General features: G+C 70.8%; 12 protein-coding genes. 2 read left to right on the top strand and 10 right to left on the bottom strand.

The features are described from left to right. Nucleotides 1–585: 585 nt before the first annotated feature. From proC to H343_RS0121635, 3 genes are all read right to left on the bottom strand, one after another. The gene (gene proC / locus H343_RS0121645) at nucleotides 586–1395 is read right to left on the bottom strand and encodes a pyrroline-5-carboxylate reductase (RefSeq protein WP_028432853.1); all 810 of its coding nucleotides are present in this window, start codon (nucleotides 1393–1395) and stop codon (nucleotides 586–588) included. A gap of 107 nt (nucleotides 1396–1502) precedes the next feature. Further along, nucleotides 1503–2240, bottom strand: coding sequence for an ABC transporter permease (locus H343_RS0121640; protein ID WP_028432852.1), 738 nt, complete (start codon nucleotides 2238–2240; stop codon nucleotides 1503–1505). Between the two features lie 67 nt (nucleotides 2241–2307). Then, nucleotides 2308–3117 carry an ABC transporter ATP-binding protein gene (locus tag H343_RS0121635; protein WP_028432851.1) on the bottom strand — a complete coding sequence of 270 codons (810 nt, stop codon included), beginning with the start codon at nucleotides 3115–3117 and terminating at the stop codon, nucleotides 2308–2310. Nucleotides 3118–3327: 210 nt separating this feature from the next. Between H343_RS0121635 and H343_RS0121630 the strand changes: the two genes are divergently transcribed. Both H343_RS0121630 and H343_RS0121625 read left to right on the top strand, forming a co-directional pair. Continuing rightward, nucleotides 3328–3711 (top strand): hypothetical protein, encoded by a 384-nt coding sequence (locus tag H343_RS0121630; RefSeq protein WP_028432850.1) that lies wholly within the window; start codon nucleotides 3328–3330, stop codon nucleotides 3709–3711. Nucleotides 3712–3863: 152 nt separating this feature from the next. Continuing rightward, entirely contained in the window at nucleotides 3864–5357 is a 1494-nt protein-coding gene (locus tag H343_RS0121625; protein ID WP_028432849.1) for a SulP family inorganic anion transporter, read from the top strand. Between the two features lie 33 nt (nucleotides 5358–5390). Here the strand turns inward: H343_RS0121625 and H343_RS32045 are convergent, their stop codons facing one another. The 7 genes from H343_RS32045 to H343_RS0121590 all read right to left on the bottom strand — a co-directional run bounded on the left by H343_RS32045 (nucleotide 5391) and on the right by H343_RS0121590 (nucleotide 13348). After that, nucleotides 5391–7559 carry an MMPL family transporter gene (locus H343_RS32045; protein WP_037904590.1) on the bottom strand — a complete coding sequence of 723 codons (2169 nt, stop codon included), beginning with the start codon at nucleotides 7557–7559 and terminating at the stop codon, nucleotides 5391–5393. 111 nt (nucleotides 7560–7670) lie between these two features. Beyond that, nucleotides 7671–7958, bottom strand: coding sequence for a hypothetical protein (locus H343_RS0121615; protein WP_028432848.1), 288 nt, complete (start codon nucleotides 7956–7958; stop codon nucleotides 7671–7673). Beyond that, nucleotides 7955–8482 (bottom strand): ArsR/SmtB family transcription factor, encoded by a 528-nt coding sequence (locus tag H343_RS32040; RefSeq protein WP_486587000.1) that lies wholly within the window; start codon nucleotides 8480–8482, stop codon nucleotides 7955–7957. The genes H343_RS0121615 and H343_RS32040 overlap by 4 nt, the downstream gene beginning before the upstream one ends. 215 nt (nucleotides 8483–8697) lie before the next feature. Continuing rightward, entirely contained in the window at nucleotides 8698–10539 is a 1842-nt protein-coding gene (gene ilvD / locus H343_RS0121605) for a dihydroxy-acid dehydratase (protein WP_028432847.1), read from the bottom strand. 264 nt (nucleotides 10540–10803) lie between these two features. Further along, nucleotides 10804–11421, bottom strand: coding sequence for a TetR/AcrR family transcriptional regulator (locus H343_RS0121600; protein WP_028432846.1), 618 nt, complete (start codon nucleotides 11419–11421; stop codon nucleotides 10804–10806). Further along, on the bottom strand, nucleotides 11418–12257 hold the full coding sequence (locus tag H343_RS0121595) for a sugar phosphate isomerase/epimerase family protein (RefSeq protein ID WP_078505994.1): 840 nt from the start codon (nucleotides 12255–12257) through the stop codon (nucleotides 11418–11420). Before H343_RS0121595 ends, H343_RS0121600 begins: the two co-directional genes overlap by 4 nt. Before the next feature lie 158 nt (nucleotides 12258–12415). Next, nucleotides 12416–13348, bottom strand: coding sequence for a Ppx/GppA phosphatase family protein (locus H343_RS0121590; protein ID WP_028432844.1), 933 nt, complete (start codon nucleotides 13346–13348; stop codon nucleotides 12416–12418). Nucleotides 13349–13374 lie beyond the last annotated feature (26 nt).

Genomic DNA, 13374 nt, shown 5'->3' with positions numbered 1-13374 from the left:
CTCCGTGAATGCTTCATCAGCAACCACCGAAGAGCGGCACCACCGGGAGGAATCATCCCGGCATGCACAACATCCTCGCTGATCAATCTCAAAGAAACCCCACCCCACAAAACTATGAGGCACGAGGTATCAACATATCTGGCGTTGACTTTTGGCACACTGTTGAGTTCTCAAAGAACGGACGATCCCTTCAAAACCCCTCACAGGGCCTCTCCGGACGTTTCCCTCTCGGTGAAACCGACTCTATCAGACGCTTTTCCCGGTCCGAATCCCGAACCCGGATCCGCAAATCCGAAACCCCAGTCGAAGGGGGCGCCTTCCGACGCGGCCGCCACATTAGACCGTCAACCCCCACGACACAAAATCGCGCCGCACCCACTCACAACCGAACTGATATCCACCGAACCCCAACAGGCACAGCACAACCAGCCCGACCAAAGCCGGGGAAGAACCACCAACAAGAGACCGCCGCCGAAACGGCAAGAACGCCACCACGAACACCGACCGGCCCCGCGGCAACCGTTGGAGCCTACACCACGCCCACGAGTGCCTCAAAGCTGAGGCATGGAGACGTCGTGCTCCCGGTCAGCCCTTCCCGCCGGCCAGTTCGCGACTCCTGTCGCGTGCGGCCTCCAGTGCGTCCAGGACGGCGGCGCGCACCCGGTGGTTCTCGAGTTCACGGATCGCGTTGATGGTGGTGCCGGCCGGTGAGGTCACGTTCTCCCGCAGTGTCACCGGGTGGTCGCCGCTGTCGCGGAGCATCGTGGCGGCACCGACGGCCGCCTGCACGATCAGGTCGTGTGCCTTGTCGCGCGGCAGCCCCAGGAGGATGCCGGCGTCGGTCATCGCCTCGACCAGGAAGTAGAAGTAGGCGGGACCGGAGCCGGACAGCGCGGTGGCGGCGTCCTGCTGGCTCTCGGGGACGCGGAGGGTCTTGCCGACGCCGTTGAAGATCTCCTCCGCGAGAGCGAGATGGGCTTCGGTGGCGTGCGTGCCGGCGGAGACGACGGACATCGCCTCGTCCACGAGAGCGGGCGTGTTCGTCATGACACGGACCACGGGCGTACCGGGCTGGAAGCGTTCCTCGAACAGCGAGGTGGGGATGCCCGCCGCCCCGCTGATGATCAGGCGCTCGACCGGGGTGTGCGGGGCGAGTTCGTCGAGCAGGGTCCGCATGTCCTGCGGCTTGACCGTGAGGATCAGGGTGTCCGCGCTCTTCGCCGCCTCGGTGTTGGAGACGGACTCGACCTGGTAGCGATCGCGCAGCTCCCGGGCCCGTTCCGGACGGCGTGCGGTGACCAGCAGGCGCGACGGTGACCAGCCGCCTCTGAGCATGCCGGAGAGCAGTGCCTCACCGATCTTGCCGGCGCCGAGGACGGCGACTTTCTGGGTCATGGGGCGGTTCACCTCGTCCAGTGCGTACGCGTGCTGCCGCTCATCCTCGCACCGGGACGCGCGACCGGGCGGAACCGTCCGGCTGGTGGATGCGTGGCCCCGGCGCGTTACGCGGTACGGCGCCTCAGGGTCGCCGCGCCGAGGAAGAGGACGAGCAGTGCCGATCCCGCGACGATGGCGACGTCCCGTACGAAGTCACCCGTGGCCTCGGTGTTCTGGAGCACTTCGTTCATGCCTTCGACGGCGTAGGACATGGGCAGCACGTTGGAGACGTACTCCAGTACGGGCTGCATGGAGGCCCGCGGGGCGAAGAGGCCGCAGAGCAGGATCTGCGGGAAGATCACGGCCGGCATGAACTGCACGACCTGGAACTCCGAGGCTGCGAAGGCGCTCACGAAGAGCCCCAGCGCGGTGCCCAGGACGGCGTCGAGCAGGGCGATCAGGAGCAGCAGCCAGGGCGATCCGGCGAAGTCGAGGTCCAGCAGCCACACCGCTACGCCGGTGGCGACGGACGCCTGCGCGACCGCGAGGAGCCCGAAGGCGAGCGCGTATCCGGCGATCAGGTCGCCCTTGCCGAGCGGCATGGACAGCAGCCGCTCCAGGGTGCCCGAGGTGCGTTCGCGGAGGGTGGCGATGGAGGTGACCAGGAACATCGTCACCAGCGGGAAGATGCCGAGCAGGGAGGCGCCGATGCCGTCGAAGGCGCGGCGGTCGGCGTCGAAGACGTAGTGGAGGAGCACGAGGAGCAGTACGGGCACGAGCAGCAGGAGCGCGACCGTGCGGGGGTCGTGGCTGAGCTGGCGGAGTACGCGCCGGGCTGTGGCGAGGGTTCGTGTCGGCTTCATGGCTGGTGTCTCCGGGAAGGGCGGGTTCTTCGTACGGGGGCGGGGTGGGCGGCGGGCCCGGGGTGCGTCAGGAGGCGGCGGCTTCGGCCTCGCTCGCCCGGTCCACCAGGTGCAGGAACGCGTCCTCGACCGACGCGGTGCCGGTACGGGTGCGCAGGGCGTCGGGTGAGTCGGCGGCCAGCAGCCGGCCGGAGCGCATCAGCAGCAGGCTCTGGCACCGGTCGGCCTCGTCCATCACGTGCGAGGAGATGAGGAGGGTGGTGCCGCGTCCCGCGGCGAGGCGGTGGAAGAGGTCCCAGAGGTCGCGTCGGAGGACGGGGTCGAGGCCGACCGTCGGCTCGTCGAGGACGAGCAGTTCGGGTGAACCGAGCAGGGCGACCGCGAGGGAGACGCGGGAGTGCTGGCCGCCGGAGAGGTTCTTGGTGAGGGCGTCGGCGTGCGGGAGGAGGTCGACGTCCGTGAGTGCGCGGGTGACGCGGTCGGCCCGTTCACGGCGGGGGATTCCGAGGACGGCGGCGAAGTAGTCGAGGTTCTGCCGGGCGGTCAGGTCGCTGTATACGGAGGGCTGTTGGGTGACGTAGCCGACGCGGGCCCGCAGGGACGCGGCGCCGGCGGGGCGGCCGAGCACGTCGAGGGTGCCGGTGACCTTGGCCTGCGTGCCCACGACGGCGCGCATGAGTGTGGACTTGCCGCAGCCGGAGGGGCCGAGCAGGCCGGTGACGGTGGCGGGGGCGACGTCGAAGGAGAGGTCGTCGATGACCCTGCGGCTGCCGCGGACCACGGTGAGGCGGTCGGCGTGGACGGCCGGTGGTGCGGTGGGGGCCGGCCCTTGGGAGTCGGAGCCCTTCGTGCCGTCGGGCGGGCGCTTATTCATCATGCGATGAATTGTGTGACCGGCTCCGGCATCCGTCAAGTGCCGATTGACGGAGTGCGCGTGCGGACCCCGCGGCGGTGATCGACAGGGGCCGGAAAGCAGCCATCCGGGCATCGGTTTTCACGCAGGGTGCATGTGGCGACTTGCAAACGTGTGCGTCGTGCTGGACACAATGAAGCCTCCTGTACACACGGCGGGATCGAGGGAGGGTTGATGCGGCCGAGCCGGCTCACCACGCGGACCCTGATCGCCGCCGTCACCGTCCTGCTCGCCACACTCCTGACCGTCGAGTTCGTGTCCGCGCAGGTCGCGTCCGAGTCCCCCCGCGTCGTCACGTCGGCCGAGCCGCACTCGGCACTCCCCTCGGCCCTCCTGGCCGAGCACTCCGGGACGGGCGAGGACGACTGCCGTCCGAGGCAGGGAGCACGGCACACGGTCAGCGTGCCCTCCTCCACGATCCTCCTCGGAAATGTGTGCGGTTGCGATTTCCGTACGGCACGGCCGCAGCCGGGACCGAAATCGGTCACCTTCCGTGACCGCTCCTCCAAGCCGAGATCCGTGGGCTTGCCCGTCCTCCATCAGACGCTCCGCTGCTGATCCCCCGCGCCCGCAGGCGCTCCTCCCGGACTCCTTCTCCGGATTCTCCGGACACGACATCTCACGGCGCCCGTCGCCGCGCCCGTACCCCTCATGCAGCGAACTGACCCCGCCCGTACGAGCACCGTGCGACGAGGCGGGATGGAGGCCTCATGCACTCGAACTCCAGGACCGGCGGCTCCACGCTCCGGGCCGACATCACCGCGTCCCTCGTCGTCTTCCTCGTCGCCCTGCCGCTGTGCGTCGGCATCGCCGTCGCCTCCGGTGTGCCCGCCGAACTGGGCCTGATCACCGGGATCGTGGGGGGACTGGTCGCAGGTGCCCTGCCGGGCAGCAGTCTGCAGGTGAGCGGCCCCGCGGCCGGGCTGACAGTGCTCGTCTACGAGGCCGTGCAGGCGTACGGGCTGGGCGTGCTCGGTGTGCTCGTACTGCTCGCCGGCGTGCTGCAAGTGGTCATGGGGGCGCTGCGGCTGGGCAGGTGGTTCCGCGCGATCTCCGTGGCCGTGGTGCAGGGCATGCTCGCGGGGATCGGAATGGTCCTCATCGCAGGTCAGGTCTATGCGATGGCCGACGTGGAGGCGCCTGCCAGCGGCCCCGGGAAGCTGGCGGGACTGCCCTCCCTCGGCGTCGAAATCCTCTCCTCCGGTACTTCGCTCACCGCTGCGGGCGTGGGTGTGGGAACGATCGCGGTGCTGGTTCTCTGGCCGCGGTGGAAGCGGGCGGCGAGGGTGCTGCCCGCGCCGCTGACGGCGGTCGCGCTGGCGACGGCCGTCACCGTACTGCTCGGCCTGCCGGTCGAGCGCGTACGTGTGGAGGGTCTGCTGGAGGCCGTACAGCCGCCGGACGCGGGTGACTTCGCCGCGCTGATGTCCTTCGGGGTGCCCGCCACGGTGCTCGCCTTCACGCTCATCGCGTCGGCCGAGTCGCTGTTCAGCGCGGCCGCCGTCGACAGGCTGCACGACGGCGAGCGTACGGACTACGACAGGGAACTGATGGCGCAGGGCACCGGCAACGCGCTGTGCGGGGCACTGGGCGCGCTCCCCATGACGGCCGTCATCGTTCGCAGTTCGGCGAACGTGGCGGCGGGCGCGCGTACGAAGCTCTCGCGCGTGCTGCACGGGGTGTGGCTGCTGCTGTTCGTTGTCGCGCTGCCGGCCGCGCTGGGGATCATCCCGCTGGCCGCGCTGGCGGGCGTGCTGGTGCACGCGGGCTGGAAGCTGATCCCGGTACGGGAGATCGTGCCCCTGTGGCGGGAGCACCGTGCGGAGGCTGTGGTGCTCGGGGTCACCGCGATCGCGATCGTGGCGACCAACATGTTCGAGGGTGTGCTGATCGGGCTGCTGCTGGCGGTGGTGAAGACCGCCTGGGAGATCTCGCACGTGCACGTCGAGACCGAGGACGCCGGAGCGGATCAGCCCCTGCGCGTACGGGTCTCGGGCAACGCGACGTTCCTGCGGCTGCCGAAACTGCTGGACCAGTTGGAGGCGCTGCCCGCCGAGCGCGCCGTGGAGCTGAACCTGTCGGGGCTGCGGCACGTGGACCACGCGTGCGGGATGGCGCTGTCGGCGTGGGAGGAGGAGCACAACGCCCGTGCGGGGGCCGCGGCCTCCTCCCGGGAGAGGACCACAGGTCAGATCCCGTCCTGAGAGGCGCCGCCGCCCGCGAGGGGCCGGCCGGTATCAGCGCTGTACGCGCTCCGGCCGGCGGGCCGGGAAGCCGTCGCCGGTGAGTCCGCCCGGTGGAACCGGCTCGCGGCGGGCGGGAGCGCCCGGCCACCACACTCTGCTGCCCAGGTCCAGCGCGAGGGCCGGGACCAGGACCGTACGGACGAGGAAGGTGTCCAGGAGCACGCCCACCCCGACGAGTACGCCCAGTTGAGCCATCGTCACCAGCGGCAGCGACGCGACGACGGCGAAGGTCGCCGCCAGCACGACACCGGCCGAGGTGATGACACCGCCGGTGGCGGCGAGCCCTGCGAGCAGGCCCCCGGTGTGTCCGCGGACGGCGGCCTCCTCGCGGACGCGGGTCATCAGGAAGATGTTGTAGTCGATGCCCAGGGCGACGAGGAAGACGAAGCCCATCAGGGGAAGCGACCGGTCGACCCCGGCGAACCCCAGAACGTGCTCGAAGAGGAGGTTCGAGGCGCCGAGGGCACCGAAGTAGGACAGCACGACCGTGGCGAGCAGCAGCATCGGCGCCACCAGCGAGCGCAGCAGCCAGATCAGCACCAGCAGCACCACGAGCAGCACGGCGGGGATGACCACTGACAGGTCACGGGCAGCGGCCCGTTCGGTGTCGAGTGCTTCCGCCGAGGTGCCGCCGACCAGCGCCTCCGCGCCGTCGACGCGGTGCACGGCGGTGCGGAGCCTCTCGACCGTCTGCCGGGCACCGGCGCTGTCGGGTGCGTCGTCGAGAACGACTGCGAGCGTGCTCAGCCTGCCGTCACCCGTACGGTCGGCGGTGCGCACGGACTCCACACCGGGAACCGCTTCGGCGGTTCGAGCGGTCTGCCGGGCAGCGTCCGTACGGACGACGACGGTGGCCGGGTCGGAGGAGCCGGAGGGATAGTGCTCCGCGACGCGTTCCTGTGCGACCACGGATTCGGGCTTGTCCTGGAACATCTCAGCCTGGCTCAGCCCCATGGAGATGCCCGATGCGCTGAGGGCGAGCGCGCCGGTGAGGCCGATGGAGACCAGCCAGGCCCAGCGGGGGCGGCGTGCGATGACCTCACCCACGCGGTACCAGGCCGTACGGGAGAGCGGCCGGCCCTCGGCGGGTGCGTCCTGGTCCTCGCGCGGTGCGCTGCGCGGCACGAACGGCCAGAAGACCCAGCGGCCGGTGACCACCAGCAGGGCGGGCAGGACCGTGACCATGGCCAGATAGGCGCAGCACACACCGACCGCGCCGACGAGCCCGAGTGACCGGGACGAGTTGATGTCCGCGAGAGCGAGACAGGCGAGACCGGCGGCGACGGTGCCGGCGGAGGCGAGGACAGCGGGTCCGGAGCGGCGCAAGGCGTCGCGCATCGCGGTGTGCCGGTCCTCGCGGCGGCGCAGCTCCTCGCGGTAGCGGGCGATGAGGAGCAGCGCGTAGTCCGTACCCACTCCGAAGACGAGCACCATCAGGATGCCCGCGCTCTGCGGGTCGACGGGGAGGCCGGCGCACTCGGCGAGGAGATAGGTGACGGCCTGGGTGAGGACGGCCGCGAAGGCGACGGACAGCAGGGGGATCAGCCACAGGACCGGACTGCGGTACGTCAGCAGGAGCAGGACGGCCACGACGACGGCGGTGGAGAGCATGAGGGTGGTGTCGAGGGAGTCGAAGACCTCGACGGAGTCCATGAGTGAGCCCGCGGGGCCGCCGACCTCGACGTCCAGTCCCGGCGGGGCGCGGTCCGCGGCGGTGGCGCGAATCCGCTCGACGGTCTTCCCGAGGTCGTCCCCGGTGGAGAGGGGCACGACGAGCATCAGGGCCTCGCCGTCCCCGGACGGGAGAGGAGGGGCGACGCGTTCGCCCGGCGCCGCGTGGCGGGCGAAGGCGGAGCGGTCGGCGTCGGCCTTGGCACGGTCCTGTGCGGTGATGCCGGTGCCCGGCCGGTGGGAGTAGACGGCGACGGCGGGCATGATCTCGTCGTCGCCGCGGAACTTCTCCAGCTCGGTGTTGACCTGCGCCGACTCGGCGCCGCGGGGGAGGAAGGCGTTCGCACCGGAGTCCTCGACCTCGCCGAGCTTGCCCGCGAGGGGACCGAGGGCGAGGACGAGGAGCAGCCAGCCGGCGAGGACGAGCCACTTGGCCCGTCTGCCGGAAGGAGCGGATGCGACGGCGCGCAGCGCGCTGCGGGAAGGCATGGGTAGGCTCCCAGGGGTGAGTGTGAGTACTGCGACGGACTCGCGGGACTTGGGAAACGCTCATGTGCACGGCCGGGAGTTGCCCCTCCCGGCCGTGCGTGCGTCCGGTGATCATTCGACTTCGCGCATCATCTTCTCCATGGAGGCGATGGACCGCCGGGCCGTGGTCAGCTCCTCGGTGCTGCGGCGGTGCAGCTCGACGTTGTCCTCCAGCAGCTGCGCGTACTTCTGCGCGAGCTGCTTGTACTGCTCCTCGCGTGCGGCGAGCATGCGGGCACGCCAGGTCGCGGCGATCTGCCAGACGAGCACGATCAGCAGGGCGAAGACCCCGGCGGTGCCGAGACCCGCCGCCCAGACCCCGGCGGGGTCGCTCGCGATGGTCGTCAGTTGCTGGTTCACTGCGCTGCCTCTTTCTCCTGCTCCGGTTTCTCTTGCTCCGGCTCCGGCTGTCGGTCCTGCTGCTGCTCCGGCTCCTGCTCCTGCTCCTGCTCCTGCTGCCGAGGGACGGGTGGGGTGTCCTCGGCGTCCGGCGTGGAGCCGGTGCCGTCGCCGCCAGCGCTGAGCGTCCGGGCCGCCTCCGCGACGGAGGCGGGTGTCAGCTCGTAGGCGAACGGCGCCACTTCGAAGAACTTCATCGCCTTGCCGCCCTCGGACAGCTCCAGCGTCCCGACGACGAGGCCGGCGGCCTCCAGCCGCTGCAGGTGCATGTGCAGCAGCGGGCGGCCGATACCGAGTTCGCGGGCGAGGCCGCTGACGTAGTTGCGGCCCTCGGCGAGCGCCTGGAGGACCCGCATGCGGTGCGGATTGCCGAGCGCCGCGAGGATCTTCAGCAGTTCGTCGCCCGTCGGAGGCTCGGCCGCGTGCATCGCGTCCCCCTGTTCCGGACGGCTGTTGACGATGGGTGTGTCAGAAGAAGCTGACACGTGACAGGGCGGCGCGGAAGACGGATCGGCGGATGTCGGGGAGAGGTCAGGGTTCTCCCCGAGGCCACCCCCCGTACGCGCGTCCGCCGCGGGGAGGGATCGCACCGGGTGACGCCGTAGGGACACACGTGGGGGCCGCATCCGCACATGGCGGATACGGCCCCTGTGGTGGTTCGCGACCGGTGCGTGCTGCTCCGGGCCCGGCCCCGGTCCCGTCAGTCGCCGAGCTGTGTCAGGTCGCGCACGGCACCCCTGTCGGCGCTGGTGGCCATGGCCGCGTACGCGCGCAGCGCCGCGGAGACCTTGCGCTCGCGGTCGCGGGGCGCGTACGTACCGTTCAGAGCGGCGCGGCGCGTGGCCAGCTCCTCGTCGGCGACGTTGAGTTCGATGGTGCGGTTGGGGATGTCGATGACGATCTCGTCGCCGCTCTGAGCCAGCGCGATCGTGCCGCCGCCAGCCGCCTCCGGGGAGACGTGGCCGATCGAGAGGCCCGAAGTGCCGCCCGAGAAACGCCCGTCGGTGATCAGGGCGCACGCCTTACCCAGGCCGCGGCCCTTGAGGAAGGAGGTCGGGTAGAGCATCTCCTGCATGCCCGGGCCGCCCTTGGGGCCTTCGTAGCGGATGACGACGACGTCGCCCTCCTTGACGCGCTTGTTGAGGATGGCGTCCACGGCCTCCTCCTGCGACTCCACGACGACGGCGGGTCCGGTGAAGGTGAGGATCGACTCGTCGACACCGGCCGTCTTCACGACGCAGCCGTTCTCGGCGAGGTTGCCGTGGAGGACGGCAAGTCCGCCCTCCGTGGAGTAGGCATGCTCGATGTCGCGGATGCAGCCGCCGGCGGCGTCGGTGTCGAGCGAGTCCCAGCGCTCGGACTGGGAGAAGGCGGACGCGGAGCGGACGCAGCCGGGCGCCGCGTGGAAGAGCTCGGTGGCCGTCGTGGAGGGCGAACCGCCGCGGATGTCCCAGCTCTTGAGCCAGTCCGCCAGCGACGGGGAGTGCACGCTGTGCACGTCCTCGTTCAGCAGGCCGGCGCGGTAGAGCTCGCCGAGGATGGCGGGGATGCCGCCGGCTCGGTGCACGTCCTCCATGTAGTACGAGCCGTTGGGCGCGACCTTCGTCAGACACGGCAGCGCGCGGGAGAGCGCGTCGATGTCCGCCATGGTGAAGTCGAGTTCGGCCTCCTGGGCGGCGGCCAGCAGGTGCAGGATCGTGTTGGTGGAGCCGCCCATGGCGATGTCGAGGGCCATGGCGTTCTCGAAGGCGGCACGGCCGCCGATGCTGCGCGGCAGGACCGTCTCGTCGTCCTGGTCGTAGTAGCGCTTGGCGATCTCGACGACCGTACGGCCGGCGTCCTCGTACAGCGCCTTGCGCGACGTGTGCGTGGCCAGCACCGAGCCGTTGCCCGGCAGGGAGAGGCCGATGGCTTCGGTGAGGCAGTTCATCGAGTTGGCGGTGAACATGCCGGAGCAGGAGCCGCAGGTGGGGCAGGCGCTGTCCTCGATACGCAGCAGGTCCTCGTCCGAGACGCTGTCGTTGGCGGACTCGGCGATGGCGCTGATCAGGTCGAGCTTGCGCACGGTGCCGTTGACCAGCGTGGCCGTGCCCGACTCCATGGGGCCGCCGGAGACGAAGACGGTGGGGATGTTCAGGCGCATGGCGGCGTTCAGCATCCCGGGCGTGATCTTGTCGCAGTTGGAGATGCAGATCAGCGCGTCCGCGCAGTGGGCCTCCGTCATGTACTCCACGGAGTCCGCGATCAGGTCGCGGGAGGGCAGGGAGTAGAGCATGCCGCCGTGGCCCATGGCGATGCCGTCGTCGACCGCGATGGTGTTGAACTCGCGCGGGATACCGCCCGCGGCGTGGACGGCCTCGCTCACGATCCGTCCGACCGGCTGCAGGTGGGTGTGGCCGGGAACGAATTCGGTGAAGCTGTTCGCCACCGCGATGACCGGCTTGCCGAAGTCCTCGCGCGCTACGCCCGAGGCCTGCATGAGGGCTCGGGCCCCCGCCATGTTGCGGCCGTGGGTGACGGTGCGGGACCTCAGCTCGGGCATGGTGGCACTCCCTCGTACGGTGCGTTCGCCTCTTGCGGCGGCACGCGCTGTCATCGAGTGCGGGCTGCCCGTCGGTGACGTCGTGCTCGGGCTGCCGGACGACCGGCTTCCCGGGGCATCGGCCGGGGGGCCGGGCCGAGGACACACGCCGGGGCGGCTCGCACATGCGGTGACCTTCGAGCGTACGCCCCACGACCGGGATACGGACCCCGGGATCACATTCTGAGACCTTCCGGGCCGGCACGCGGCCGGCCGTCCGGTGTCTCAGCCGGTCAGATGGTGCTGCACCACGGGAGCGAGGCGCACGGTCAGTTCCTCGGGCGGCACGGACGCGATCGGCTCCAGCTTGATCACGTAGCGCAGTATCGCCGTGCCCACGAGCTGGGCGACGGCCAGCTCCACGCGCAGCTCCGCGTCCGGTGCGTCCAGGCCGCTCGCGACGCGTTGGAGCAGGTTGCGTCCGACGAGACCCCGGAAGATGGACGCCGCGGTCTCGTTGTTGACCGCCGAGCGCACGATGGCCAGCAGCGGATCGCGGGTGACGGCGTTCTCCCAGATCTGGAAGATGTAGCCGACCAGCTGCGCGCCCCACTCCTCCCGGCTGCCGGAGAGCAGCAGGTCGGGCAGGCCCATGGCCGGGGCGAACGCACCCTCGACGGCAGCGGTGAAGACCTGCTCCTTGGTGCCGAAATAGTGGTGGACCAGCGCGGAGTCCACGCCCGCACCGCGCGCGATGGCCCGGACGGAGGCCCTGTCGTAGCCGCGCTCCGCGAACTCGGCGCGTGCCGAGCTGAGAATCCTCTCCGGGGTCGCAGGCTCACCGGCGACCTTCTCCGCCGAGGCCGGACGGCCGCGTCTGCGCACCGGACCGTCCGCGCTCACCGCTGCCTCTGCGGGGGCGCGCCGCCCACCGCTGCGGACGCCAGATGCAGCCGGGTGTAGGCGAGCGCCTCGGCCAGGTCGGTCTCCCGCTCGGCGGCGGACATGGCGCGGCGTGTGTTGACCTCGACGACGACGTGGCCGTCGAAACCGGTCTCCCCCAGCCGCCCCAGCAGCTCGGCGCAGGGCTGTGTGCCGCGCCCGGGGACGAGATGCTCGTCCTTGTTCGAGCCGTGGCCGTCTGCGATGTGCACGTGTCCGAGACGGTCGCCCATCCGCTCGACCATGGCGAGGGTGTCGGTACGGGACGTCGCGGTGTGCGAGAGGTCGATCGTGAAGTGGCGGTAGTCCTCCTGGGTGGGGTCCCAGCCGGGGGCGTAGGCCATCATCTCGCGGTCACGGTAGCGCCAGGGGAACATGTTCTCCACGGCGAACCGGACGTCCGTCTCGCCCGCCATCCGCCACACGCCGCGCACGAAATCCCGGGCGTAGGAGCGCTGCCACCGGAAGGGCGGGTGCACCACGACCGTCGAGGCCCCGAGCCGCTCGGCCGCCTGACGCGCCCGCTGGAGCTTCACCCAGGGGTCCGTGGACCAGACCCGCTGCGTGATCAGCAGACAGGGCGCGTGCACGGCGAGCACAGGCACACCGTGGAAGTCCGAGAGGCGGCGCAGAGCGTCGATGTCCTGGCTGACGGGGTCGGTCCACACCATGACCTCGACGCCGTCGTAGCCGAGCCGCGCGGCGATCTCGAAGGCCGTCGCCGTGGACTCCGGATAGACGGAGGCCGTGGACAGGGCGACCTTCGCGTCGGGTACGCGCACGGGAGGTTGAGCCACAGCAGACAGCCTAAGGCTCCCGCCGGGTGATCAGCCGGGGACCCCGGGCGCGGCACCCCGCCGTGCACACGCTGGTCACATCGCTGGTCACGCCCGTCCCGGAACCGCCCGGCCGGGCACCGGGAGCCCCGTCCCGGTGCCCGTGCCCGTGAGCGATCTCACGCGCTCCGCAGATGATCGAGGCGGCGGAGGATCACGCCCTCGCGCAGCGCCCACGGGCAGATCTCGACCTCCTTGGCGCGGAAGATGTCCATCGCCCCCTCGGCGACCAGGGCGCCGGCGAGGAGCTGGCGTGCGCGGCCCTCGGACACCCCGGGCAGTTCGGCACGCTCCGCGGCGGACATGGAGGCGAGCCGCGGCACCCACTCCGCCAGCGCGCTCAGGTTCAACCTCCGCTCCACGTACAGACCTTCGGCGGAACGCGCCGCACCCGCCATGCGGGCGAGCTGCTTGAAGGTCTTGGAGGTGCCGACGACGTGGTCCGGTGGGCTGAAACGGTTGAACTCGCCGACGACGCGCGCGATTTCGGCCCGCACGCGACGGCGCAGCGCCCGCACGTCCGCGGTCTCGGGCGGGTCGCCGGGCAGCCAGGACGAGGTGAGCCGGCCGGCGCCGAGGGGAAGCGACACGGCGACGTCGGGCTCCTCGTCCTGCCCGTAGGCCATCTCCAGCGAGCCGCCGCCGATGTCGAGGAGCAGCAGCCGTCCCACGGACCAGCCGAACCAGCGGCGGGCGGCGAGGAAGGTCAGCCGCGCCTCGTCGTCGCCGGAGAGCACCTCCAGCTTGACGCCGGTCTCCTCGGCGACGCGGGAGAGGACGTGTTCGGCGTTGGCCGCCTCGCGGACGGCGGAGGTCGCGAAGGGCAGCAGATCCTCCACGCCCTGGTCCTCGGCGGCCTGAAGCGCTTCGTTCACCGTGCGGACGAGGCGCTCGACGCCGTCGGCGCTGATCGCGCCGTCGGCGTCGAGGAGTTCGGCGAGCTTCAGCTCCGACTTGTGCGAGTGGGCGGGCAGGGGACGCGCGCCGGAGTGCGCGTCGACGACGAGGAGGTGGACCGTGTTCGAGCCCACGTCGAGGACACCGAGTCTCATGGTGTGCACGCTAGCCGTATCTGACG

The sequence above is a fragment of the Streptomyces sp. TAA204 genome, from assembly GCF_000424965.1.
Note: the sequence above shows the minus strand (reverse complement) of the source record. Positions and strands in the feature narration are given on the sequence as shown.

Bases quoted from the DNA above. Each gene is read 5' to 3' on its own strand.
- H343_RS0121630 (WP_028432850.1), top strand. From the start codon at position 3,328: ATGCGGCCGAGCCGGCTCACCACGCGGACCCTGATCGCCGCCGTCACC.
- H343_RS0121590 (WP_028432844.1), bottom strand. From the start codon at position 13,348: ATGAGACTCGGTGTCCTCGACGTGGGCTCGAACACGGTCCACCTCCTC.
- H343_RS0121640 (WP_028432852.1), bottom strand. From the start codon at position 2,240: ATGAAGCCGACACGAACCCTCGCCACAGCCCGGCGCGTACTCCGCCAG.
- H343_RS0121625 (WP_028432849.1), top strand. From the start codon at position 3,864: ATGCACTCGAACTCCAGGACCGGCGGCTCCACGCTCCGGGCCGACATC.
- proC (WP_028432853.1), bottom strand. From the start codon at position 1,395: ATGACCCAGAAAGTCGCCGTCCTCGGCGCCGGCAAGATCGGTGAGGCA.
- ilvD (WP_028432847.1), bottom strand. From the start codon at position 10,539: ATGCCCGAGCTGAGGTCCCGCACCGTCACCCACGGCCGCAACATGGCG.
- H343_RS0121635 (WP_028432851.1), bottom strand. From the start codon at position 3,117: ATGATGAATAAGCGCCCGCCCGACGGCACGAAGGGCTCCGACTCCCAA.
- H343_RS32045 (WP_037904590.1), bottom strand. From the start codon at position 7,559: ATGCCTTCCCGCAGCGCGCTGCGCGCCGTCGCATCCGCTCCTTCCGGC.